This is a genomic window from Variovorax sp. Soil_C_19, assembly GCF_057657255.1.
Genome location: NZ_JBDGIV010000004.1, coordinates 228,545 through 251,082, shown reverse-complemented (window position 1 = coordinate 251,082; position 22,538 = coordinate 228,545). Strand labels below are relative to the sequence as shown.

Here is a 22,538-nt window from a genome sequence, read left to right as displayed (position 1 = left end):
ACACACCCCTCGCCACCCGGCGCGGGGTGTTGTGCATTCCAGTAAGCCATCCATGGACCTCCCCCACCTCACGGCGGGCAAGCGTTTCACGCTGCCGCGTCCCCCGATGTCGGCCGATGCGCTGCTGCTCGCGCAGCTCGGCATGCGCGAGAAGGCCGCCGGTCGCGCCACCGCGATGTTCACCGCCGACGCCAACGACGCGCAGCGGCTCATCGACGAGATCGCCTTCTTCGCGCCCGATCTGCGCTGCGCGCTCTTTCCCGACTGGGAAACGCTGCCGTACGACAGCTTCTCGCCGCACCAGGACCTGATCAGCGAGCGGCTCGCCACGCTCTGGCGCATCAGCCAGAAGGAAGCCGACGTGGTGCTGGTGCCCGCCACCACCGCCCTATACCGGCTGGCGCCGCCCGCCTTTCTGGCCGGCTACACCTTCCATTTCAAGGCGCGGCAGAAGCTCGAGGAATCGAAGCTCAAGGCCCAGCTCACGCTGGCCGGCTACAGCCATGTGACACAGGTGGTGAGCCCGGGCGAGTACGCGGTGCGCGGCGGCCTGATCGACCTGTTCCCGATGGGCTCGCTGGTGCCGTTCCGCGTCGACCTGTTCGACGACGAGATCGACTCGATCCGCACCTTCGACCCCGACACCCAGCGCAGCCTCTACCCCGTGCCCGAGGTGCGCCTGCTGCCGGGCCGCGAGTTCCCGATGGACGACGATGCCCGCGCGCGCTTTCGCAGCCGCTGGCGCGAGCTGCTCGAAGGCGACCCGACCAAGAGCCGCATCTACAAGGACATGGGCAACGGCGTGGCGACCGCGGGCATCGAGTACTACCTGCCGCTCTTTTTCGACGAGACGGCCACGGTGTTCGACTACCTCGGGCCCGACGCCACCGTGGTGCTGCATGGCGAGCTCGAACCCGCGTTCCAGCATTTCTGGCAGGACACGAACGAGCGCTACCGGCTCGTGCAGGGCGACCCCGAACGCCCGGCCCTGCCGCCCGAGGCGCTGTTCCTGAGCGCCGAGCAGTTCTACCAGCGCGCCAAGCCGCATGCGCAACTCGCCATCCGCGGCGACGTGCCCACCGAGACGCCCTATGCCGAGTTCGACCGGCTCCCGCCTTTCGCGGTGGTCCGCGGCGCCGAGGATCCGCTGGTCGGGCTGAAGGCCCACATCGCGGCCACGGCGCACCGCGTGCTGGTGATCGCCGAGAGCGACGGGCGGCGCGAGAGCCTGCTCGACTTCCTGCGCGCGAGCGGCGTGAGCCCACCGGCCTTCGACACGCTGGCCGAGTTCGAGGCCTCGGGCGACGAGAAGATCGGCATCGCGACCGCCGCGGTGGCCGCCGGCTTTGCCTGGCGCGAACAGGGCATCGACTTCGTCACCGAGACCGAGCTCTTCGCCACCGCGCCGACCACGCGCCGGCGCAACAAGAAGCAGGAGCAGGTCAGCGACGTCGAGGCGCTGATCAAGGACCTGTCCGAACTCAACGTCGGCGACCCGGTGGTCCACTCGGCGCACGGCATCGGCCGCTACCGCGGGCTGATCCACATGGACCTCGGCCAGGGCGTCGATGCCCAGGGCAAGCCGCTGCTGCAGGAAATGCTGCACCTCGAATATGCCGACAAGGCCACGCTCTACGTGCCCGTGTCACAGCTGCACCTGGTGAGCCGCTATACCGGCGTCAGCGCCGACGAGGCGCCGCTGCACAAGCTGGGTTCCGGCCAGTGGGACAAGGCCAAGCGCAAGGCCGCCGAGCAGGTGCGCGACTCCGCCGCCGAGCTGCTCAACATCTACGCACGCCGTGCGGCGCGCGAGGGCCATGCGTTCCGCTTTTCGGCCGCCGACTACGAGGTGTTCTCCAACGACTTCGGCTTCCAGGAAACCGCCGACCAGAAGGCCGCCATCCACGCCGTGGTGCAGGACATGATTTCGCCCCAGCCGATGGACCGGCTGGTCTGCGGCGACGTCGGCTTCGGCAAGACCGAGGTGGCACTGCGTGCCGCCTTCATCGCGGTCACCGGCGGCAAGCAGGTTGCATTCCTGGCGCCCACCACGCTGCTGGCCGAGCAGCACTACCAGACCCTGGTCGACCGCTTCGCCAAGTGGCCGGTCAAGGTGGCCGAGATGAGCCGCTTCCGCTCGGCCAAGGAGATCACCACTGCCGCCAAGGGCCTGGCCGAAGGCACGGTCGACATCGTGGTCGGCACGCACAAGCTGCTCTCGCAGTCGGTCAAGTTCAAGAACCTGGGGCTGCTCATCATCGACGAGGAACACCGCTTCGGCGTGCGCCACAAGGAGGCCATGAAGGCGATGCGCGCCGAGGTCGACGTGCTCACGCTCACGGCCACGCCGATCCCGCGCACCCTGGGCATGGCGCTCGAAGGCCTGCGCGACCTCAGCGTGATCGCCACCGCGCCGCAGCGCCGGCTGGCCATCAAGACCTTCGTGCGCAACGAGGGCACGGGCGTGATCCGCGAGGCGGTGCTGCGCGAACTCAAGCGCGGCGGACAGGTCTATTTCCTGCACAACGAGGTCGAGACCATTCAGAACCGGCGCCAGAAGCTCGAAGAGATTCTTCCCGAAGCGCGCATCGCCGTGGCCCATGGCCAGATGCCCGAACGCGAGCTCGAGCGCGTGATGCGCGACTTCGTGGCGCAGCGCTACAACCTGCTGCTGTGCTCGACCATTATCGAAACCGGCATCGACGTGCCCACGGCCAACACCATCGTGATGAGCCGCGCCGACAAGTTCGGCCTGGCGCAGCTGCACCAGCTGCGCGGCCGCGTCGGGCGTTCGCACCATCAGGCCTATGCCTACCTGATGGTGCCCGACACCGAGGGCCTTACCAAGCAGGCGGCGCAGCGGCTCGATGCGATCCAGCAGATGGAGGAGCTGGGCTCGGGCTTCTACCTCGCGATGCACGACCTCGAGATCCGCGGCACCGGCGAGGTGCTGGGCGAGAACCAGAGCGGCAACATGATGGAGATCGGCTTCCAGCTCTACAACGAGATGCTCAGCGAAGCGGTTCGCTCGCTCAAGGCCGGCCAGGAGCCCGACCTGCTCTCGCCGCTGTCGGTCACGACCGAGATCAACCTGCACGCCCCCGCCCTGCTGCCCGACGACTACTGCGGCGACGTGCACCTGCGGCTGTCGTTCTACAAGAAGCTCGCCACCGCCAAGACGCCCGACCAGATCGACACGCTGCTCGAGGAGATCGTCGACCGCTTCGGCAAGCTGCCGCCGCAGGCGCAGACGCTGATCGACACGCACCGGCTGCGCGTGCTGGCCCGACCCTATGGCGTGGTCAAGGTCGATGCGGCGCCGGGCATCATCCACATCACGTTCAAGAAGGATCCGCCGGTCGACTCGATGGCGATCATCCAGCTGATCCAGAAGAACAAGCACATCAAGCTCGCCGGCAACGAGAAGCTGCGCATCGAGCGCGAACTGAAAGAGCCGAAGGACCGTGCGCAGATGGTGCGCGATGTGCTGCGCAGCCTCGGACAACCCCTCGTCAAGGAAACCGCCCCCGCATGAGCGCTACAGAAATTTCGCCCGGCCTCGTCCTCCAGCGCGTGAAGCCGCCGCTGGCTCTCGCCGATTTCAAGCTGATCGCCTTCGACATGGATTCGACGCTGATCAACATCGAGTGCATCGACGAGATCGCCGACGCCGTGGGCAAGAAGGCCGAGGTCGCGGCCATCACCGAGGCCACCATGCGCGGCGAGATCAAGGACTTCAAGGAGAGCTTGCGCCGGCGCGTGGCACTGCTCGAGGGCGTGCCGGTCGCGGCGCTGCAGCAGGTCTACGACGAGCGGCTCCAACTCAACCCCGGCGCGGCCGAGCTGGTCGCGGCCTGCAAGAAGGCCGGGCTCAAGGTGCTGCTGGTGTCGGGCGGTTTCACCTTTTTTGCCAACCGCGTGAAAGACCGTCTCGGCATCGACTTCGCGCGCTCGAACCTGCTCGACGAAGCCGATGGCAAGCTCACCGGCCGCGTGGTGCAGCAGAGCTGGGGCGACATCTGCGACGGCGCCGAGAAGCGCCGCACGCTGCTCGAAGTGGCATCGCTCCTGGGCATTTCGCCGCAAGAGACCATTGCCGTCGGCGACGGCGCGAACGACCTGCCGATGATGGGCGAAGCCGGGCTGTCGGTGGCGTACCGCGCAAAGCCCAAGGTCCGCGAACAGGCCATGGTGGCCATCAACGAGGGCGGCCTCGACCGCCTGCTGGAGATCCTGCAATGAGCGGCACCGCCAACCCAACCACCCCGCCCACCCCGCCCGCCCCGCTCTACCGCGCCGATGCGCTGCGCGACTACGCCAGCGCCCTGCTGCAAAAGGCCGGCCTCGCCGCGTCGATGGCCGACAGCATCGCGCGCACGCTGGTCGAAGGCGACCTGCTGGGCCACGACACACACGGCCTCGCGCTGCTGGCGGGCTATGTGAAGGAGGTCGAATCGGGCGGCATGACGCCCGACGGCGCCCCCGAGGTGTTGTCCGATCGACCCGCCGCTGTGCTCTGGGACGGCAAGCGCCTGCCCGGCCCCTGGCTCATGGACCAGGGCATGGACCTGTTGATTCCGCGCGCGCGCGAGCTCGGCACCGCCTCGCTCGTGATCCGCCGCAGCCATCACATCGCCTGCCTCGCGGTGTACATGCTGCGCGCGCTGCAGGAAGACATGCTGATGCTGCTCGCCTGCTCCGACCCCAACACCGCCAGCGTCGCGCCCTTCGGCGGCACGCAGGCGGTGTTCACGCCGAATCCGCTGGCGATGGGATTCCCGCTCTCGCAAGGTGGCGTGATGGTCGACATCTCGGCTTCGATCACCACCAACGGCATGAGCAACCGCAAGCGCGCGGCCGGCGAGACCTTCGCGGAAGACTGGCTGATCGACGCCACGGGCCGGCCGACGAACGATCCGCAGGTGCTGTTCGACCAGCCACCCGGCACGCTGCTGCCGGTCGGCGGCCTGAGCCACGGCCACAAGGGCTACGGCATGGCACTGCTGGTCGAGACGCTGACGGCCGGTCTCGCAGGCCATGGTCGCGCCGATCCGCCCGAGGGCTGGGGTGCGACAGTCCACATCACGCTGCACGATCTGCAGGCCTTCGGCGGCAAGGAAGCGTTCCTGCGCCAGATGGACCACGTGGCGGCGCAGTGCCGCGGCAATGTGCCGATTGATCCCGCGAAGCCCGTGCGGCTGCCGGGTGAAGGCGGGCTGAAGCGGCGCGAGGCGCAAGCCGAAAACGGTGTGCGGCTGCATCCGTCGATCGCGCGTTCGCTGCAGGAGGCCGAGCAGCGGCACGGGCTGCAGCTGGCACAGGCGCTGCTCTGAGCGGGTATCAGTCCTCTTCGGCCGGCGGCTCGGCCGCATCGTCCCCCGCCGCGCGCGGCTGCCGCTTCCCCGCCTTGGCCAGGATCTCGACGTAGAACTGCGTGCCGCCCTCCTTCACGATGCCGTCGATGAGCCCCGTGATGGCCGACAGATGGACGGGTTCCGCGGATTCCTGCGCCGCGCCGAACCGGCAGTCGAAGTCCCAGAAGTCCGAGCCTTCGGGCAAGTCGCGCCGGCGCTCGCGCTTGATGTACTTGCGGATCTCGTGTTTGATGGCTTCGAGGAGCCGGTCGGGGTGCTTGCCCTCGACCTGAAGCTGAAAGGTTTTTCTCATGGTCGATCCTAACCCGCTGTGTACAGTCGGCGATTCAACGGAAAGCAGGTGAAGACATGGCGCGCGCGAACGACTGGGCAAGCAAGGTGATGGCATTGGTGAACGGCGGCAACGCACCTGCGGCCATCGCGCAGATCAAGGTCGCGCCCTCGGTCAAGGACCTGAAGGCGCTGCAGACCATCATGACGCTATCGAAAATGAAAGGCCGCTATCCGAACGTGGATGCGGCCATTGCCGACAACCTCGCGCTGCTGGCCGCGCCCCGCCTCCACCGCTCGCCCTGACGGACGAGGGCCTTCCTACAGGGCCTGGCCCAGGCGCTTCACGCCCTCTTCGATCTTCGCCAAGTCGGCCGTCGCGAAGCTCAGCCGCAGCGTCGCCACGTCGGGCTTCTCGGCAAAGAACGGCGCGCCGGGCACGAAGGCCACCAGCTTCTCGATCGCGCGCTTGGCCAGTTCGTTCGCGTCGGCCAGCTTGCCGTTGGCGCCGGTAAGGCGGGCCCAGAAGAACAGGCCGCCGTTCGGCTGCGTGAAGCTCACCGCCTCGCCGAGCTCGCGTTTCAGCGCCTGGCCCATGGCCTGCGCGCGCTGGCCGTACACCTCGCGCACATGGGCCAGCGTGGCCGGCATGCGGCCGCTCTTCAGGTACTGCGCGGCCGTGGCCTGGGCGAAGGTGCTGGTGTGGGCGTCGCTGAACTGCTTGCACATCGTCGCCTTGGCCAGCAGTTCGGCCGGCGCGATCATCCAGCCCACGCGCAGGCCCGGGCTCAGCACCTTGCTGAGGCTGCCGCAGTGCGCCATCAGTTCGCGGCTGCCGGGCACGTCCTTGGCGAGCGCCATGATCGACGGCGGCGGCGCTTCGCCGAAGTAGAGGTCGCCATACGGATCGTCTTCGACCATCAGCGTCTGGTACTTCACGGCCAGTTCGAGCACCTTCTTGCGGCGTTCGAGGCTCAGCGTCGCGCCGCTCGGATTGCCGAAGGTCGGGATCAGGTAGACGAACTTCGGCTTGTGCTCGGCGATGAGTTTCTCGAGCGCATCGGTGTCCACGCCGTTGGCGTCGATCGGTGCGCTGACGAGCTGCGCGCCATAGAGGCGAAAGCACTGGATGGTGGCCAGGAAAGTCGGCCCCTCGACAATCACCTTGTCGCCGGGCGAGATCATGGTCTTGCCGAGCAGGTCGAGCGCCTGCTGGCTGCCGGTGGTGACGATCAGGCCGCTCGGATCGACCTCGACACCCTTGGTGCCCATGAACGCGGAGAGCTGCGTGCGCAGCGGTTCGTAGCCTTCGGTGGCGCCGTACTGCAGCGCGCCGCCGGGTTCCTCCGCCAGCGCCTTCTGGCTCGCCTCCTTCAGGCCCTCCACGTCGAACATCGCGCTGTCGGGAAAGCCCCCCGCAAAGCTGATGATGCCGGGCTTGCCGAGCAGCTTGAATAGTTCGCGGATGGCGGAGGTTTCGACGTTGTCGAGGCGGGAAGCGAATTGCATGGGAGGTCTCACTTTCTGGGCGCTATTGTCACCAATGCCTGGCGCAACAATCCTGCGAAGTTTTATCGCCCTTCAGCGATATATTGACAATATCGTCTGAAGCCGATAAATTGCATTTACCACCCCTAGGCGGTAAATATGCACTCCATCATCCATTCGCCCGCACAACTCTCGACGCATCTCAAGTCGCTACGGAAGTCCCGCGGATTGACGCAGGCCCAGTTGGGTGCGCTGATCGGCGTCAAGCAGACGCGGATGGCCGACATCGAAAAGAACCCTGGCGCCATCAACGTCGCGCAATTGATGCAGGTGCTGCATGCGCTCGACATGCGGCTGATCCTGGCCTCGGCCGAGGCCGCATTCCCGGGGCCCGAAGACGCCGCGGACTGGTAACCGGAGCAGCCAAGACATGGCCCGACGCGCGCTCGATATCTGGATGAACGGTGAATACGTCGGCGTCTGGTACTGGACGCGCACCGGCGTGCCGGCCCTGCAATACGACGAAGGATGGTTGCGCTCGCGGAATGTGCGCGCGCTCTCGCTGTCGCTTCCGATACCTCTCGGCGAGAAGGAAGTGCGCGGTCCCGCAGTCGAAAACTACTTCGACAACCTGCTGCCGGACAGCGATCGCATTCGCGAACGGCTGCGTCGGCGCTTCCGCGCCGCCGGCACCGGCGCGGCCGATCTTCTGGCGGCGATCGGCCGCGATTGTGTGGGCGCCGTCCAGCTGCTTCCCGAGGGGCAGGCGCCGCCCGCCTTCGACCGCATCGACAGCGAGGCGCTGTCGGAGGAAAAGATCGCCCAGGTGCTGCGCAACGTCACAAGCGATCCGTTGCCTGGCCAGGCGGAAGGCGCAGACGACGATCTGCGCATATCGATTGCCGGCGCGCAGGAAAAGACCGCGTTGCTGCGGATCGGCGCGCAATGGCACCGCCCCCATGGCGCGACACCCACGACCCATATCCTCAAGCTGCCGCTCGGCCTGGTCGGCAACATGCGGGCGAACATGAACGAGTCCGTCGAGAACGAATGGCTGTGCGCCCGGCTGATGGCGGCTTTCGGCTTCGAGGTAGCGCCCGCGACCATCGGGCGCTTCGGCGACCAAAAGGTGCTCGTCGTCGAGCGTTTCGACCGGCGCTGGATGGACGGCGGTGGATGGATCGCCCGCCTGCCCCAGGAGGACTTCTGCCAGGCCACCGGCACGCCTGCCGCCCTCAAGTACGAGAGCGATGGTGGACCTGGCGTTCGAGGCATCCTCTCCCTGCTCTCCGGCAGCAGCAACGCGCAGGTCGACAAGGCCGGTTTCGCACGCGCGCAGCTTGCCTTCTGGCTGCTGGCTGCGACCGACGGACATGCGAAGAACTATTCGATCTTTCTGCGCCGGGGCGGTGAATACCGGATGACACCGCTTTACGACATGCTGTCGATGTGGCCCATCATTGGCAACGGGCCCAATCTGGTGTCGCCTTTCAAAGCGCGCCTCGCCCTCGCCTTGCGCGGGAAGAACCCGCACTACCAGCTCTCCACCATCCAGACACGCCACTGGCGTGCGCTGGCGCTGCAGACGGGCGTCGCCGACGCGTTCGACGGCATGCTGGCACTCGTCGGCGGGGCGCCGGCCGCGTTGCAGCGTGTCGAGCGGGAACTGCCGGTGGATTTCCCCGAGCCGCTATGGCGCGCCGTCAGGACCGGCGTGCTCGCCCAATGCGAGCGTTTTGAAGCCGGCCTTGCTCAAGAGAACAACACAGCCCCATGAAAAAAGACCACATCGCCCCCTTCTTCGCCACGCTCCAGGCCGCCAACCCCACGCCGGAAACCGAGCTCGAATACGCCACGCCGTTCGAGCTGCTGGCCGCCGTGCTGCTGTCGGCCCAGGCGACCGACGTGGGCGTGAACAAGGCCACGCGCAAGCTCTTCCCGGTCGCGAACACGCCGCAGGCGATGCTGCGGCTCGGCGTCGAGGGCCTCGAGGAGTACATCAAGACCATCGGCCTCTACCGCAGCAAGGCGAAGCACCTGATCGAGACCTGCCGCATGCTGGTCGAGCACGGCGGCGAGGTGCCGCGCACGCGCGCCGAGCTAGAAGCTCTACCGGGCGTGGGCCGCAAGACCGCCAACGTGGTGCTCAACGTGGCCTTCGGCGAGGCGACGATCGCGGTCGACACGCACATCTTCCGCGTCAGCAACCGCACCGGTCTCGCGCCGGGCAAGACGCCGCTCGAAGTGGAGCTCAAGCTCGAGAAGCGCGTGCCCTTCGAGTTCCGGCTGCATGCACACCATTGGCTGATCCTGCACGGACGCTACATCTGCGTGGCGCGCAAGCCGCGCTGCTGGGAATGCGCGGTGACGCAGTATTGCGACTACAAGCCGAAGACGGCGGCCCCGCAGTAGTCCGCCTGAATCCGCGCCGGGCCTAGAGTTCAAACGCCTCGACCTGCCGCCCGTCGACATCGACAAAGCCGTATTCCCGCGCCAGGTCGGCCACGCGGTGCACGCCGCCGCTCTTTTCGATCACCTGCGCATCGCCCGCCAGCGCCGCGACCGCGCGCCCCAGGTAGCGCGGCGATTCGGTCCGCGCAAGCGCCGGGCGCTCCTGCCAGTGCGCCTCGTCGGTCTGGTGGCCGGCGAGCACGAACTCGGTGCGCATCCAGCCCGGCGACACCGCGAGCGAAGCGACGCCGTGCGGGCGCAGTTCCTCGGCCATGCCGAATGCGAGCCGGTTCATCGCGGACTTGGCAAGGTCGTAGAACAGGTTGCCGCGCAGGTACTTGCCTTGGTCCCAGAAGGTCGTGGTCACGATCAGGCCGCGCTTCTGCGCCACCATCACGGGCGCTGCGAAGCGGCTGGCGAGCAGGTGGTTGCGCACGCCGCGGTCGAACATCGAGTCCCAGTGCGAAAGCGGGTGCTCCCAGAACGGTGCCTCGAAAATGCCGTCGAAGCTCTCGTGCCCGCCCCAGGCGTTGTTAACCAGCACATCCATGCGGCCCTGCTCGCGATGCACCTGCGCGAAGAGCCTGGCCACCTCGGCTTCGTCGGCGTGGTCGCAGCGCACCGCGATGCCCTGCCCGCCCATGCGCGTGACCTCGTCGGCCGTGTCGTCGATGCTGCCCGGCAGCGCCTTGAGTTGAGACATCGCCAGAATGCCGCCATAGCTTTCGGCCGGCTGGGCCCGCGTGCTGCGGCCGGTCACGTACACGGTGGCGCCCGCGGCACCGAGTTCCACCGCAATGCCGCGCCCCGCGCCGCGGCTCGCGCCGGTCACCACCGCCACCCTGCCCGCCAGTGGCTTCTTTGTCTGTTCGTCTTGCATCGATGCTTTCCTTTGTTCGCTCGGTCAAAGCGACGAAGGTATCGCCGCCTCAAGCCGCCGTCTTGGAAGAACCCGAAACCGCGCGGCCGACGAATTCCGTCGGCGTGAGGCCGCAGAGCGCCTTGAACTCGTTGACGAGATGCGACTGGTCGTAGAAGCCGGCGTCGAGCGCCAGTTCCGCCCAGGCCGGCATGGGCAGCAGCGCAGGCTGCCGCAGCGCGCGCAGACACGCATGCAGCCGTGCCAGGCGAGCCCAGGCCCGCGGCGACAGGCCCACCTGCTGCCGGAACAGCTGTTGCAGGCGCCGTTCTCCGACACCGACCGCCGCCGCCACGTCGCGCAGCGAGCGCCGGCCGCCCGATGCCGCGATCAGCTGCGCGGCACGCATTGCGGCCGGATGCGCCGCATCCCGGCTTTCGCCCAGCCGCTCTCGCAGCACCTCGCAGAGCAGCGCGACGCGCGCAGCATCATCGGGCTGGCTGGCCATGCGCTCGCGCAATTCGGCACCTTGGCCGCGCCAGAGCAGGTCGAGGTCGACGGCCGTGCCCGCGATCTCGCTGGCCGGCACGCCGAGCAGCGCCGCGGCCGCACCGGGGCGCAGCGTGACTGACAGCCCTTCGACCCGGCCGCGCAGGCGCACCAGCGCCGGCGCGGCCGAGGCTCCCACCGCCTCGACGGGCAGGCCCGCGCCTTCGCCCGCCGAAGGCGCATCGCCGAGGTTGAAGACCAGCCGCACCGCGCCGTCGGGCAGAACGCGCTCGCGCAGTTCGCGGCCCTCGGGCACCGTCTCGCGGTAGCGCAGGATGTGCGCCACATGCAGGCTCAGCGGCGCCGGGACTGCAAAGGCCTGCAGCGAACCCGCGGGCATCGCGGCTTCGGGCCCGTGCAAGGGGTCCTCGTCGAGGCGGACATAGAGGCGCTCGGGCGCGGGCGATGGGGACATGGCGCGGTCGGTGATGTCGGCGCGGACGGGGCCGCGCCTCAACCGCATTCGATCAGCAGGCAGGCCCCGTAGTCAATCGGCGCCGACGGCCATTGCGCGGCATCGTCCACGCGCCGCACGCCCTGCTGCAGCAGCTGCACCGCGCGCATCACGCCGGCATGCGTGATCCACACCGTCTCCTCCTGCCCCGACGCGCGCCATTCGTCGAAAGCCGCGCCGACCCGCCGCATGAACCGATCGGTGCTTTCGCCATGCCCGCCAGGCAACCCTGCGGCAAAGTTGCCGGTCCAGGCCTCGAACTCGGCGCGTGCGATGGACGACCACGGCCGGCCTTCCCAGGCGCCGAAGTCCATCTCGGCCAAACGCGCATCGGCCCGCACCGCGAGCCCGGGGCGCAGCGCGGCGATCGCTTCTGCCAGTTCGGCGCAGCGCCGCAGCGGCGAGTGGTCCAGTAACACCACGCCGTCGGGCAGGCGCGCCGCCACCGCCTGCGCCACCGTCAGCGTGGCCTCGCGCGGCACGCACACATCGGTCGCGCCATAGCATTGGCCGGGGGAGGCCTCGGTCTGCGCATGCCGCACGAGCCAGAGCTTCATGCCTGCCACGCCAGCGCGAGGTAGATCGCGAGTTCGCACACCTGCTGGGTCGCGCCGAGCCCGTCGCCGGTGAAGCCCTGCAGCCGGCGCTTGAACAGCCGCGCCATCGCCAGCGCCGCGAGCGCGCAGGCCAGCGCCACGGCCAGCGTGCGCGCGGGGCCTTGCGCCCACAGCAGCAGCGCGATGGCGGGCAGCGACCAGAGCACGCCGACCAACAAGGCGCCGCCGCCGATCGCATCGGCGAGCGGCTTGGCCTTGCTCGCGCCGGCCTCACCCACGTAGGGCAGCCACCGGATCAGGAACAGCGGCGCGAGCCGCGACAGCACATGCGCTGCGGCCACGGCCACCGCGATGGCGACCAGCGAGGCGCCCGGTGCGGCCAGCGCGGCGAGCAGCGCGGCCTTGAGCCCGAGCGCGAGCACCAGCGCGATGGCACCGAAGGCACCGATGCGCGAGTCCTTCATGATCTCGAGCGCGCGCGCCCGGTCGGCCGAGCCGCCGAGCCCGTCGGCCACGTCGGCGAGGCCGTCTTCATGGAAGGCGCCGGTGAGCAGCACCGTCGCCACCATGCTCAGGAGTGCCGCCGCGAGCGCAGGCAGGCCCTGCAGCGCCAGCACGAACACGCCCGCAGCCGCGGCGCCAACGAGCCAGCCCACGCCCGGAAAATGCGCCGCGCTCGCCCGCAGCATCTGCGGGCTGAATCCGACCCACTGGGCCAGGCGCCCGGTCACGGGCACGCGCGTGAAGAACTGCAGGGCCAGTAGAAAGTGACGAACGCCGTTCACGGGTTCTCAGGCCTCTTTCTGCGACACACCGGCCGACGCGAAGCTCGCCATCTCGCGGAGGATGCGGCAAGCCGATTCGAGCAGTGGCCACGCCAGCGCCGCGCCCGAGCCTTCGCCCAGGCGCAGGCCCAGGTCGAGCAGCGGCTCGAGGCCCAGTTGCCGCAGCATCGCCGCGTGGCCCGGCTCGGCCGAGCTGTGCGCCGCCACGCAGCGCTGCGCGACATGCGGCGCGAGCGCCTGCGCCACGAGCACCGCAGCGCTCGCGATGAAACCGTCGACCACGATCACGCGCCGCTCGTGCGCGGCCTGCAGCACGGCACCCACCAGCGTCGCGATCTCGAAGCCGCCGAAAGCCGCCAATGCGTCGAGCGGCGCGACGGCCGAGGCATGCAGCGCCAGCACCTCGCGCAGCACCGAGCGCTTGCGCGCCAGGCCCGCGGCATCGAGGCCGGTGCCCGCACCGGTGCAGCCATCGATGTCGAGGTTGGCAAGCCGCGCGAGCAGCAGCGCCGCGGCCGAGCTGTTGCCGATGCCCATCTCGCCAAGCAGCAGCACGTTGCCCGGCAAGGCGTGCACCACCTCGCGTCCGTTGGCGATGGCCTCGCGGCATTGCGCGGGCGTCATCGCGGGCCCGGTCGAGGCGTCGGCCGTGCCCGCCGCAATGCGCCGCTGCACCAGGCCCGGCCGCGGCTGGAAGTCGCGCCGCACGCCGCAGTCGACGACGGTGAGCGTGAGCCCGTGCTGGCGTGCGAGCACGCTCACGGCCGCGCCGCCCGAGAGAAAGTTCTCGACCATCTGCCAGGTCACGTCACTCGGAAACGCCGAGACGCCGCGCGCAGCGAGACCGTGGTCGGCCGCGCACACGAGCATCTGCGGCGCTTCGAGCGCCGGCGCTTCGCTGCCGAGGATGAGCCCGAGCCGCAGCGCCAGGCTTTCGAGCCGGCCGAGCGCGCCGAGCGGCTTGGTCTTGTTGTCGAGCAGCGCCTGCAGCCGCGCCGCGAGCGCGGGGTCATGCAGGTCGGGAAGGGTCGGAATGATGTCGTCGGAAGTCATGCGATCGAGAGTCATGCGATGAGGCCCAGCAGCATGCCGGCCTCGAAGTGGTTGTCGATGAAGTCGGCCAGGCCGTCGAAGGTGGTGTCGAGCGTCGGCGCGGCGGCGCCGAACAGCGCCTGCAGCGCGGCGGGGTCCTCGAACAGGCCATGCAGGTACAGCCCCAGCACGTTGCCGCGCGTGTTCTGCCAGGCCAGGCCCCCGGCCATCGCCTCGCGGCCGTCGTGGGCCAGCTGCGGATGGATGGCGGTGCGGCCGTGGTGGATCTCGTAGCCCGCGATGCGCACGTTCGACAGTGCGGCCCATGGCCCAGCCAGCGCGCCGAAGGTGGCGCTGCGGTGGCGCACTGTCTTCTCGCGCTCGAACACAGTCGCGAGCGGCAGCAGGCCCAGGCCGGGCGCATTGCCGTCGATGCCGTGCGGATCGATCAGCGCCTCGCCGAGCATCTGCAGGCCGCCGCAGATGCCCAGCACCGCGCCACCGGCCGCGGCATGCGCCGCCACCGCGCGGTCGAGGCCCTGCGAACGCAGCCAGGCCAGGTCGCTGCTCGTGTGCTTGGAGCCGGGCAGCACGATCCAGTCGGCGCCGGCCACCTCCGCCGGCGTGCGCGCCCAGACCAGGCGAACGCCTGGCACGTTCTTGAGCGGCTGGAACTCGTCGAGGTTGCTGATGCGCGGACAGGCGATGACGGCGACGGTGCGGGTGACCACGCCGGTCGAGTGGCTGCTGCCGTCGAACACGCCGTCTTCCTCGGGCAGGCCGTGCTGCCACCACATCGGCAGCGTCGCGACGGTGGGAATGCCGGTCAACGCCCGCAACTGCTCGGGCGCGGGGGCGAGCAGCGCCGCATCGCCGCGGAACTTGTTGAGCACGAAGCCGCGGACCAGCGCGCGGTCGGCCTCGGGCAGCAGCGCCCAGGTGCCGTAGAGGTGCGCGAAGGCGCCGCCGCGGTCGATGTCGGTCACGAGCAGGCAGCGCGCATCGGCATGGCGCGCCACGCGCAGGTTGACGATGTCGTTGGCCATCAGGTTGATCTCGGCCGGCGAGCCGGCGCCCTCGATCACGACCACGTCGTTCTCGGCCCGCAGCGCGTCGAGCGCCTCGGCGATCTGCGGCCAGACGCGCTCGCTGCGCCCGCGCCAGGGCAAGGCCGTGAGCGCTTCGCTCACCTGGCCCAGCAGCACCACCTGGCTGTGCGTGTCGCGCTCGGGCTTGAGCAGCAGCGGGTTCATGCGCACCTCGGGCACGGCGCGCGCGGCCAGCGCCTGGAAGTACTGCGCGCTGCCGATCTCGCCGCCGTCGACCACGCGCGCGTTGTTACTCATGTTCTGCGCCTTGAACGGCGCGACCTTGAGCCCCTGGCGCGCATACCAGCGGCACAGCGCCGTCGCCAGCCAGCTCTTGCCGGCACCGCTGGTCGTGCCCAGAACCATCACGCATCGAGATCTCATGCGGCGATTGTCCGTTGCCCGCGTGCCCGCCCGGGCACCACCAAGGAAAAAGGGGCTTGCGCCCCCTTGCCTCCGTGTGTCTGCCTGCGAATCAGCGCGCCGCGGTCTGCACCGCCGCGGCAGGCGCCTTCGCCAGCGCGGGCGGCACCTCCCATCCGCCGCCGATCGCGCGGATCAGCCCGACCGCCGCCTGGTATTGCGCGGCCTTCACCTGCAGCGCCTGGCGCCGGTTGCGCAATTCGCTGCGGCGTGCGTCGAGCAGATCGAGCTGGCTCACGTAGCCATTGCGGTAGCGCGTGTCCGACAGGCTGGTCGCGCGCTGCGCCGACGTGACGGCCTGCGCCTGCACCACCGACTGCTCCTGCAGGATGCGGATCGCGGCGAGCTGGTCCTCGACCTCCTGGAAGGCCACGAGCACCTGGCTGCGGTAGTTGGCGAGTGCGCCGTCGAGTTGCGCGTTCGCGCCCTGGACGCCGGCCTCGCGGCGGCCGCCGTCGAAGATCGGCAGCGAGAGCAGCGCACCCACGCCCCACGACCGCGCCGACCACTTGAACAGGTCGCCGATCTCGGGCGATGCGTAGCCCGCCGCACCGGTCAGCGAGATGTCGGGGAACCACGCGGCCTGGGCCACGCCCACGCGCGCCTGGGCCGCAAGCACCGCCTGCTGCGCCGCCGAGACGTCCGGGCGGCGCGTCAGCACCGTGGCCGGCACGCCGGGCGGCACCGAGGGCAGCGCGGTGTTCCACTCGGCCATGCCGAGCCCGAAGCTTGAAGCCGAATCGCCGACCAGCACCGCGAGCGCATGCTCGACCTGGGCGCGCTGGCGGTCGAGCGCGAGCGCCTCCGACTCGGTCGACGACACCTCGGTCTGCACGCGCGCCACGTCGAGCTCGGCGATGTCGCCGGCCGCCTGGCGGCGCTGCGACAGGCGCAGCGTGTCGCGGTAGGCCTCGACCTGCTCGCGCACCAGCGCACGTTCGGCGTCGAGCGCGCGAAGCTGCAGGTAGGCCTGCGCCACCTCGGCCTGCACCGCGAGCCGCGTGCTCTGCAGCAGCGCCTCGCGGCTCTGCGCATCGAGCCGCGCCGCGTCGCGCGCGCCCGAGAGCCGGCCGAACAGGTCGAGCTCGTACGAGAAGGTGGCGCCGATGTTGGTCATCGTGGCCGGCCGCGTGCTGGCCATGGCCCTGTCGAGCCCTGCGCCGCGGCTGGCGCCGGCACCGAGTCCGATCTGCGGCAGCCGGTCGGCCTGGGCGCTGCGCGCGAGCGCACGGGCTTCGGCGAGCCGCGCCGCGGCGGCCTGGATGTTGTTGTTGTTCACGTCGGCCTTCTCGACCAGCGCATTGAGCACCGGATCGTTGAAGGCCAGCCACCAGGCGCCGCGCGCCGCGGCCTCGGACGGCAGGGCGTGCGTCCAGCCCGCGGGTGGCGTGGCGCCCTGCTCCTTGAACTGGGCGGTGGTCGGGACTTCGGGCACGCCCGAAGGCACGCTCGCGCAGCCGGCCAAGGCCAGCGCAGCCACCAGCGGCAGCACGGCCGCACGCAGCGGCGTGGCGAGACGGGATGAGAGCTTGAAGTTCATGATGAGCTTCCTTCTTTGTTCGTTTGTTCTGTTCTTCTTGTTCAGTCGTGCGAGGGCCGTGGCGAAGCGGGCACCGGGTGCAGCCCGCCGCCACCGCCCGCGCCGCCATGCGGCGCCGGTCCGGCAGGATGCGTCGCCGAGACGAAGTCCTCGCCATGCGGCACTTCGCCATGCAGCTTGAGCGCGCGGTTGCCCGCCAGGCGGCGCAGCAGCACATAGAACACCGGCGTCAGGAACAGGCCGAAGGCCGTCACGCCGATCATCCCGGCGAACACCGCCACGCCCATGGCCTTGCGCATCTCCGAGCCCGCGCCGGTCGACAGCACGAGGGGCAGCACACCCATCACGAAGGCCAGCGAGGTCATCAGGATCGGGCGCAGGCGCAGGCGGCTGGCTTCGATCGCAGCTTGTATGGGCGTTCTGCCGGCAAACTCGAGCTCGCGCGCGAACTCCACGATCAGGATCGCGTTCTTCGCACTCAGCCCCACCAGCACGATCAGCCCGATCTGCGTGAAGACGTTGTTGTCACCTCCCGATATCCACACGCCCGCCATCGCGGCCATGATGCCCATCGGCACGATCAAGATGATCGCGATCGGCAACGTCAGGCTCTCGTACTGCGCGGCCAGCACCAGGAACACCAGCAGGATGGCCAGCGGGAACACCAGGAAGGCGGAGTTGCCGGCCAGGATTTCCTGGTAGGTCAGCTCGGTCCACTCGAAGCTCACGCCCTTGGGCAGCGTCTCGGCCGCGATCTTGGTGATCGCGTCCTGCGCCTGGCCCGACGAATAGCCCGGGGCCGGGCCGCCGTTGATGTCCGCTGCCAGGTAGCCGTTGTAGCGCATGGCGCGTTCCGGCCCGAAGGTCGAGTTGACCTTCATCAGCGCGGACAGCGGCACCATCTCGCCCGTGGTCGAGCGCACCTTCAGCATGCCCACGTCTTCGGCGCGGGCGCGGTACGGCGCATCGGCCTGCACGCGCACGCTGTAGGTGCGGCCGAACTTGTTGAAGTCGTTCGCATACAGGCTGCCGAGGTAGATCTGCATCGTGTCGAAGATGTCCGTCACCGGCACGCCGAGTTGGCGCGCCTTGGTGCGGTCGATGTCGGCATACAGCTGCGGCACGTTGACCTGCCAGCTCGTGAACATGCCCGTGAGCTCCGGCGTGGCATAGGCCTTGGCCATGAAGGCCTTCACCGCCGCGTCCATCTGGTCGTAGCCGAGCGAGGCGCGGTCTTCGATCTGCAGCTTGAAGCCGCCCGTGGTTCCCAGGCCCGCCACCGGCGGCGGCGGGAACATCACGATGAACGCGTCCTGGATGCTGGAGAAGGCGCCGTTGAGCTGCCCGGCCACCGCACCGCCGCTCTGGTCGGCACGCTTGCGCTGGTCGAAGGGCTTCAGCGTGGCGAACACGATGCCCGAGTTCGAGCTGTTGGTGAAGCCGTTGATCGACAGGCCCGGGAAGGCGATGGCGTCTTCGACGTTCGGGTTCTTCTTCATGATCTCGCCCATGCGCTGGATCACTTCGTCGGTGCGGTCCAGCGTGGCGCCGTCGGGCAACTGGGCAAAGCCGATCAGGTACTGCTTGTCCTGCGCCGGCACGAAGCCGCTCGGCACGGCCTTGAACAGGCCGAAGGTCACCGCCACGAGCGCGAGGTAGATCACCAGCATCAGCGTCTTGCGCGAGATCACGCTCTTGACGCCGCCGCTGTAGGCTTCCGCGCCGCGGCTGAAGAGCTTGTTGAAGCCGCGGAACAGCCAGCCGAAGGCCCGGTCCATGCCGCGCGTCAGTGCGTCCTTCGGCTGGTCATGGCCGCGCAGCAGCAAGGCGGCGAGCGCGGGCGACAGCGTGAGCGAGTTGATCGCGGAAATCACCGTCGAGATCGCGATGGTCACCGCGAACTGCTTGTAGAACTGGCCCGTGAGGCCGCTGATGAAGGCCAGCGGCACGAACACGGCCACCAGCACGAGCGCGATCGCGATGATCGGGCCCGACACCTCGCGCATGGCACGGTAGGTCGCGTCGCGCGGCGAGAGTCCGGCCTCGATGTTGCGCTCGACGTTCTCCACCACCACGATGGCGTCGTCCACCACGATGCCGATCGCCAGCACCAGCCCGAACAGGCTCAGCGCATTGATCGAGAAGCCAAGGACGTGCAGCACCGCGAAGGTGCCGATCACCGACACCGGTACGGCCAGCAGCGGAATGATGGAAGCGCGCCAGGTCTGCAGGAACAGGATCACGACCAGCACCACCAGCAGGATGGCTTCGAGCAGCGTGTGGATCACCGATTCGATCGATGCGCGCACGAACTGCGTCGGGTCGTAGGCGATGCGGTATTCCAGCCCTTCGGGCATGTTCTTGTTGAGCTCGGCCATCGTCTTGCGCACGTTGGACGAGATGTCGAGCGCGTTGGAGCCCGGCGCCTGGAACACGCCCATGCCGACGGCCGGGTCGTTGTTGAGCAGCGAACGCAGCGAGTAGTCGGCGGCGCCCATCTCGAGGCGGCCGATGTCGCGCAGGCGGGTCACGGCGCCGTCGGTGCCGCTCTTGACGATGATGTCGCCGAACTCTTCCTCGCTCTGCAGGCGCCCTTGCGCATTGATCGAGAGCTGCATGTCCACGCCCGACAGGCCCGGCGATGCGCCGACCACACCGGCTGCGGCCTGCACGTTCTGGCCGCGGATCGCAGCCACCACGTCGCTCGCCGACAGGCCGCGCTGCGCGACCTTCTGCGGGTCGAGCCAGACGCGCATCGAGTAGTCGCCGCCGCCGAAGATCTGCACCTGGCCCACGCCTTCGATGCGCGCGAGCGGGTCCTTCACATTCAGCACCGCGTAGTTGCGCAGGTAGTTGATGTCGTAGCGGTCGTTCGGCGAGACGAGGTGGACCACCATCGTCAGGTCGGGCGCGCTCTTGACGGTCGTGATGCCGAGGCGGCGCACTTCTTCCGGCAGGCGCGGCTCGGCTTGCGAGACGCGGTTCTGCACCAGCTGCTGGGCCTTGTCGGGATCGGTGCCGAGGCGGAAGGTAACCGTGAGCGTCATCACGCCGTCGGTGGTGGCCTGGCTGCCCATGTAGAGCATGCCTTCGACGCCGTTGATCTGCTCTTCGAGCGGCGTGGCCACGGTTTCGGCGATCACCTTCGGGTTGGCGCCCGGGTACTGGGCACGCACCACCACCGAGGGCGGCGCGACTTCGGGGTACTCCGAGATCGGCAGCCCGCGCAGCGCGATAAGGCCGGCTATCAGTATCAATAGCGACAGCACGCCGGCAAAGATCGGCCGGTCGATGAAGAATTTAGAGAGATTCATGTTGTTTCTCCGGCGAGCGCAAAAGCGCTCCCCTCCGAGTTCAGGACTTCGCGGCTTCCGCGACGCGTTCCGCTTGCTGTTGCTTGGTGTCGGCCTTGGCGTCCATGGTCACGCTCTGCGGCACCACCAGCGCACCGGGGCGGATGTGCTGCAGGCCATTGACCACCACGCGGTCGCCGGCTTTCAGGCCGTTGCTCACGACACGCAGCCCGTTGATCGAGGCGCCGAGCGTCACTTCGCGGTAGGCCGCCTTGTTGTCGTCGCCCACGACCATCACGAACTTCTTGTTCTGGTCGGTACCGATCGCACGCTCACTCACGAGCAGCGCGGTGTCGTTGCGCGCCTGGCCCATGCGGATGCGGGCGAACTGGCCGGGGATGAGCGTGCCGTCCTTGTTGTCGAAGGCGGCGCGCACGCGCACCGTGCCGCTGCGGGCATCGACCTGGTTGTCGATCAGCTGCAGCTTGCCGGTGAAGGGCGTGCCCTCGAGGCCGGCGGTGCCCATCTGCACCGGGATCGAATCGATCTGGCCGCGTGCGCCGGCGCCGCTCGGCAGGTCCTTCAGCGCCCGCGTGATCACCTGCTCGTCGGCATCGAAGCTCGCGTAGATCGGGCTCACCGACACCAGCGTGGTCAGCACCGGGGCGCCGGGGCCCGCGGCCACCAGGTTGCCGACGGTGACTTCGAGCCGGCCGATGCGACCCGCCACCGGCGCGCGCACCTGGGTGTAGCCCAGGTTCAGCCGCGCCGACTGCAGCGAGGCCTGCGCCGCGCGCAGGTTGGCGTCGGCCTCTCGGCTGGCGTTCACGCGCTCGTCATATTCGCGCTGGGCAATGGCCTGCTCGTCCCACAGGCGCTTGGCGCGTTCCTGCTCGCTGCGGGCAAAGGCCTGGCGGGCCTGTGCCGATGCGACCTGCGCTGCGGCGCGCTCCACTTCGGAGGCATAGGGTGCGGGGTCGATGGTGATCAGCAGGTCGCCCTTCTTCACCAGCGCACCTTCGCGAAAGTGCACCGCCTGCACGGCGCCGGCCACGCGGGAACGCACGTCCACGCGCTCCACCGCTTCGAGCCGACCCGAGAACTCGTCCCAGGCATTGACCTCGCTCGACTTCACGGTCGCCACCGACACCGGCGTGCCCTGCGGCGCGGCCGCCGGCGCGGTGGCCTCGGCCTTGAAGCTGTGCATGCCCAGCACTGCGGCGGCGACTGCGAGCACAGCGGTCAGCCCTGTCACGGCGGGCCAGAGCCCCTTGCGGGCGGCGGAAGACAGACTTGGCTTGTTGTTCGACATGATGTTTCGTCCTTCTCGATGACTTTTTGGGATGCGACAGGCCATCCCGGCGCTTTTGGCACCAAGAGGCGGATTTCAGGAAAAAAGAGGCCCACGTCGCGCGCCTCGGACGAGGCGGCGGCTTCTCTGGCGGTGGGCGGCGCTCGCGCGCCTAGCTGGGCTCAGGCGCCGCGGGCGGCGGCGTGGTGGCGCTGAAGAACTCGCGGAAGTGCTGCTGCACGCTGGCCTCGCAGGCCTTGCAGCCCGAGGGCTCGGGGTCGTACAGCGCCTTGGGCCAGTCCGCGGCGCTGGGCAGCACGCTGCTCGTCACCTCGATGCCCGCTGCGCGCAGGCGGCCCGCGAAGGTCATCGCCTCGTCGCGCATCGCGTCGTCCTCGCCCACCAGCACCAGCGCAGGTGCCAGTGCCGACAGGCGCAGCGACCCGCTCGGCACGGCATACGGGTGCATCGCGTTCGAGGGGCAGCTCAGGTATTTCTCCCAGCCCTTGGCCCAGCGGCATTCGGCCGCGTCGTTCGTGGCCTGGCGCAGCGAGGCCGTGCCAGCGCAGGGGTCGAGCATCGGCGACAGCAGGATCTGCCCCGCGATCGGCGGATGCGCGCGGTCGCGGGCGATCAGCGCCACCGCGGCCGCGAGGTTGCCGCCCGCCTCTTCGCCCGCCAGGTACACCTGGGCGCCCTTGCCGCCGAGCTTGGTACGCTGCTTGTAGAGCCATTCGAGGGCGGCGTAGCCCACCTCGATGGGCTCCGGGAACGGCGATTCGGGCGCCAGCGGATAGGCCAGAGACACCACCACCGCGCCGGCACCAGCCAGCAGGCGCGCCACGTTGCGGCCGTTGTCCAGCGTGCCGCACACGAAGGTGCCGCCATGGAAATGCAGCACCAGCGGCACGGTTTCACCGCGGAGGCGCTGGCCGTAGACCCGCGCGCCCACGGGGTCGCGGCCGGGCAGCTCGATCGAGAGATCGGCTTCCACGCCATCGGCTGCTGCAAGCGCAGCGGCGTCGGCGGAGCGGGACGATGGACGGGGTGACATGGGCAGCCTCAGGGGGATTGGCGATAGGT

19 protein-coding genes are annotated in these 22,538 nt (G+C 69.1%); 7 read left to right on the top strand and 12 right to left on the bottom strand.

The annotated features are described in order from the left end of the window. Positions 1-52 precede the first annotated feature (52 nt). Genes mfd through AC3A6R_RS10935 form a run of 3 tightly spaced genes read left to right on the top strand, consistent with a single transcriptional unit; the run spans position 53 to position 5,333 of the window. A complete protein-coding gene (gene mfd / locus AC3A6R_RS10945) occupies positions 53-3,535 on the top strand; it encodes a transcription-repair coupling factor (protein WP_487862624.1) in 3,483 nt (1,160 codons plus the stop codon). Then, the gene (gene serB, locus AC3A6R_RS10940) at positions 3,532-4,242 is read left to right on the top strand and encodes a phosphoserine phosphatase SerB (RefSeq protein ID WP_487862623.1); all 711 of its coding nucleotides are present in this window, start codon (positions 3,532-3,534) and stop codon (positions 4,240-4,242) included. The genes mfd and serB overlap by 4 nt, the downstream gene beginning before the upstream one ends. After that, positions 4,239-5,333: an Ldh family oxidoreductase gene (locus tag AC3A6R_RS10935; RefSeq protein ID WP_487862622.1), complete on the top strand. Its 1,095-nt coding sequence runs from the start codon at positions 4,239-4,241 to the stop codon at positions 5,331-5,333. The genes serB and AC3A6R_RS10935 overlap by 4 nt, the downstream gene beginning before the upstream one ends. A gap of 7 nt (positions 5,334-5,340) precedes the next feature. On the opposite strand, the gene AC3A6R_RS10930 is transcribed toward AC3A6R_RS10935, so the two are convergent. Then, on the bottom strand, positions 5,341-5,667 hold the full coding sequence (locus AC3A6R_RS10930) for a DUF6172 family protein (protein ID WP_487862621.1): 327 nt from the start codon (positions 5,665-5,667) through the stop codon (positions 5,341-5,343). Positions 5,668-5,723: 56 nt separating this feature from the next. Between AC3A6R_RS10930 and AC3A6R_RS10925 the strand changes: the two genes are divergently transcribed. Continuing rightward, the gene (locus AC3A6R_RS10925) at positions 5,724-5,951 is read left to right on the top strand and encodes a hypothetical protein (RefSeq protein ID WP_487862620.1); all 228 of its coding nucleotides are present in this window, start codon (positions 5,724-5,726) and stop codon (positions 5,949-5,951) included. 15 nt (positions 5,952-5,966) lie between these two features. Here the strand turns inward: AC3A6R_RS10925 and AC3A6R_RS10920 are convergent, their stop codons facing one another. Beyond that, positions 5,967-7,154 (bottom strand): aminotransferase-like domain-containing protein, encoded by a 1,188-nt coding sequence (locus tag AC3A6R_RS10920; RefSeq protein ID WP_487862619.1) that lies wholly within the window; start codon positions 7,152-7,154, stop codon positions 5,967-5,969. A 138-nt stretch (positions 7,155-7,292) separates the two neighbouring features. On the opposite strand from AC3A6R_RS10920, the gene AC3A6R_RS10915 reads away from it, so the two are divergent. The 3 genes from AC3A6R_RS10915 to nth are packed head-to-tail and all read left to right on the top strand — an operon-like array spanning position 7,293 to position 9,545. After that, positions 7,293-7,547 carry a helix-turn-helix domain-containing protein gene (locus AC3A6R_RS10915; protein ID WP_487862618.1) on the top strand — a complete coding sequence of 85 codons (255 nt, stop codon included), beginning with the start codon at positions 7,293-7,295 and terminating at the stop codon, positions 7,545-7,547. A gap of 16 nt (positions 7,548-7,563) precedes the next feature. Next, complete coding sequence (locus tag AC3A6R_RS10910) at positions 7,564-8,910, top strand: type II toxin-antitoxin system HipA family toxin (protein ID WP_487862617.1); 1,347 nt, start codon at positions 7,564-7,566, stop codon at positions 8,908-8,910. Then, the gene (gene nth / locus AC3A6R_RS10905) at positions 8,907-9,545 is read left to right on the top strand and encodes an endonuclease III (RefSeq protein ID WP_487862616.1); all 639 of its coding nucleotides are present in this window, start codon (positions 8,907-8,909) and stop codon (positions 9,543-9,545) included. Before AC3A6R_RS10910 ends, nth begins: the two co-directional genes overlap by 4 nt. Before the next feature lie 22 nt (positions 9,546-9,567). Here nth and AC3A6R_RS10900 read toward each other — a convergent pair whose 3' ends face one another. From AC3A6R_RS10900 to AC3A6R_RS10855, 10 genes are all read right to left on the bottom strand, one after another. Next, positions 9,568-10,464 (bottom strand): SDR family NAD(P)-dependent oxidoreductase, encoded by an 897-nt coding sequence (locus AC3A6R_RS10900; protein WP_487862615.1) that lies wholly within the window; start codon positions 10,462-10,464, stop codon positions 9,568-9,570. Positions 10,465-10,513: 49 nt separating this feature from the next. Then, positions 10,514-11,407, bottom strand: a complete 894-nt coding sequence (locus AC3A6R_RS10895) for a helix-turn-helix domain-containing protein (RefSeq protein WP_487864406.1) — start codon at positions 11,405-11,407, stop codon at positions 10,514-10,516. Between the two features lie 38 nt (positions 11,408-11,445). After that, a complete protein-coding gene (locus AC3A6R_RS10890) occupies positions 11,446-12,003 on the bottom strand; it encodes a histidine phosphatase family protein (RefSeq protein WP_487862613.1) in 558 nt (185 codons plus the stop codon). Next, on the bottom strand, positions 12,000-12,788 hold the full coding sequence (gene cobS, locus AC3A6R_RS10885; RefSeq protein ID WP_487862612.1) for an adenosylcobinamide-GDP ribazoletransferase: 789 nt from the start codon (positions 12,786-12,788) through the stop codon (positions 12,000-12,002). Before cobS ends, AC3A6R_RS10890 begins: the two co-directional genes overlap by 4 nt. 6 nt (positions 12,789-12,794) lie before the next feature. Further along, complete coding sequence (cobT, locus tag AC3A6R_RS10880; protein WP_487862611.1) at positions 12,795-13,841, bottom strand: nicotinate-nucleotide--dimethylbenzimidazole phosphoribosyltransferase; 1,047 nt, start codon at positions 13,839-13,841, stop codon at positions 12,795-12,797. A gap of 11 nt (positions 13,842-13,852) precedes the next feature. After that, positions 13,853-15,292 (bottom strand): cobyric acid synthase, encoded by a 1,440-nt coding sequence (locus AC3A6R_RS10875; RefSeq protein WP_487862610.1) that lies wholly within the window; start codon positions 15,290-15,292, stop codon positions 13,853-13,855. Positions 15,293-15,383: 91 nt separating this feature from the next. Next, positions 15,384-16,871, bottom strand: a complete 1,488-nt coding sequence (locus AC3A6R_RS10870; RefSeq protein WP_487862609.1) for an efflux transporter outer membrane subunit — start codon at positions 16,869-16,871, stop codon at positions 15,384-15,386. Positions 16,872-16,912: 41 nt separating this feature from the next. Beyond that, positions 16,913-20,185, bottom strand: a complete 3,273-nt coding sequence (locus tag AC3A6R_RS10865) for an efflux RND transporter permease subunit (RefSeq protein WP_487862608.1) — start codon at positions 20,183-20,185, stop codon at positions 16,913-16,915. Positions 20,186-20,225: 40 nt separating this feature from the next. Beyond that, entirely contained in the window at positions 20,226-21,476 is a 1,251-nt protein-coding gene (locus tag AC3A6R_RS10860) for an efflux RND transporter periplasmic adaptor subunit (protein ID WP_487862607.1), read from the bottom strand. A gap of 151 nt (positions 21,477-21,627) precedes the next feature. Next, positions 21,628-22,509, bottom strand: coding sequence for an alpha/beta hydrolase (locus AC3A6R_RS10855; protein WP_487862606.1), 882 nt, complete (start codon positions 22,507-22,509; stop codon positions 21,628-21,630). Positions 22,510-22,538 lie beyond the last annotated feature (29 nt).

What these genes read in the sequence shown, in the direction of transcription:
- mfd (WP_487862624.1), top strand. Translation starts at nt 53, where the DNA reads ATGGACCTCCCCCACCTCACGGCGGGCAAGCGTTTCACGCTGCCGCGT.
- serB (WP_487862623.1), top strand. Translation starts at nt 3,532, where the DNA reads ATGAGCGCTACAGAAATTTCGCCCGGCCTCGTCCTCCAGCGCGTGAAG.
- AC3A6R_RS10935 (WP_487862622.1), top strand. Translation starts at nt 4,239, where the DNA reads ATGAGCGGCACCGCCAACCCAACCACCCCGCCCACCCCGCCCGCCCCG.
- AC3A6R_RS10930 (WP_487862621.1), bottom strand. Translation starts at nt 5,667, where the DNA reads ATGAGAAAAACCTTTCAGCTTCAGGTCGAGGGCAAGCACCCCGACCGG.
- AC3A6R_RS10925 (WP_487862620.1), top strand. Translation starts at nt 5,724, where the DNA reads ATGGCGCGCGCGAACGACTGGGCAAGCAAGGTGATGGCATTGGTGAAC.
- AC3A6R_RS10920 (WP_487862619.1), bottom strand. Translation starts at nt 7,154, where the DNA reads ATGCAATTCGCTTCCCGCCTCGACAACGTCGAAACCTCCGCCATCCGC.
- AC3A6R_RS10915 (WP_487862618.1), top strand. Translation starts at nt 7,293, where the DNA reads ATGCACTCCATCATCCATTCGCCCGCACAACTCTCGACGCATCTCAAG.
- AC3A6R_RS10910 (WP_487862617.1), top strand. Translation starts at nt 7,564, where the DNA reads ATGGCCCGACGCGCGCTCGATATCTGGATGAACGGTGAATACGTCGGC.
- nth (WP_487862616.1), top strand. Translation starts at nt 8,907, where the DNA reads ATGAAAAAAGACCACATCGCCCCCTTCTTCGCCACGCTCCAGGCCGCC.
- AC3A6R_RS10900 (WP_487862615.1), bottom strand. Translation starts at nt 10,464, where the DNA reads ATGCAAGACGAACAGACAAAGAAGCCACTGGCGGGCAGGGTGGCGGTG.
- AC3A6R_RS10895 (WP_487864406.1), bottom strand. Translation starts at nt 11,407, where the DNA reads ATGTCCCCATCGCCCGCGCCCGAGCGCCTCTATGTCCGCCTCGACGAG.
- AC3A6R_RS10890 (WP_487862613.1), bottom strand. Translation starts at nt 12,003, where the DNA reads ATGAAGCTCTGGCTCGTGCGGCATGCGCAGACCGAGGCCTCCCCCGGC.
- cobT (WP_487862611.1), bottom strand. Translation starts at nt 13,841, where the DNA reads ATGACTTCCGACGACATCATTCCGACCCTTCCCGACCTGCATGACCCC.
- AC3A6R_RS10875 (WP_487862610.1), bottom strand. Translation starts at nt 15,292, where the DNA reads ATGAGATCTCGATGCGTGATGGTTCTGGGCACGACCAGCGGTGCCGGC.
- AC3A6R_RS10870 (WP_487862609.1), bottom strand. Translation starts at nt 16,871, where the DNA reads ATGAACTTCAAGCTCTCATCCCGTCTCGCCACGCCGCTGCGTGCGGCC.
- AC3A6R_RS10865 (WP_487862608.1), bottom strand. Translation starts at nt 20,185, where the DNA reads ATGAATCTCTCTAAATTCTTCATCGACCGGCCGATCTTTGCCGGCGTG.
- AC3A6R_RS10860 (WP_487862607.1), bottom strand. Translation starts at nt 21,476, where the DNA reads ATGTCGAACAACAAGCCAAGTCTGTCTTCCGCCGCCCGCAAGGGGCTC.
- AC3A6R_RS10855 (WP_487862606.1), bottom strand. Translation starts at nt 22,509, where the DNA reads ATGTCACCCCGTCCATCGTCCCGCTCCGCCGACGCCGCTGCGCTTGCA.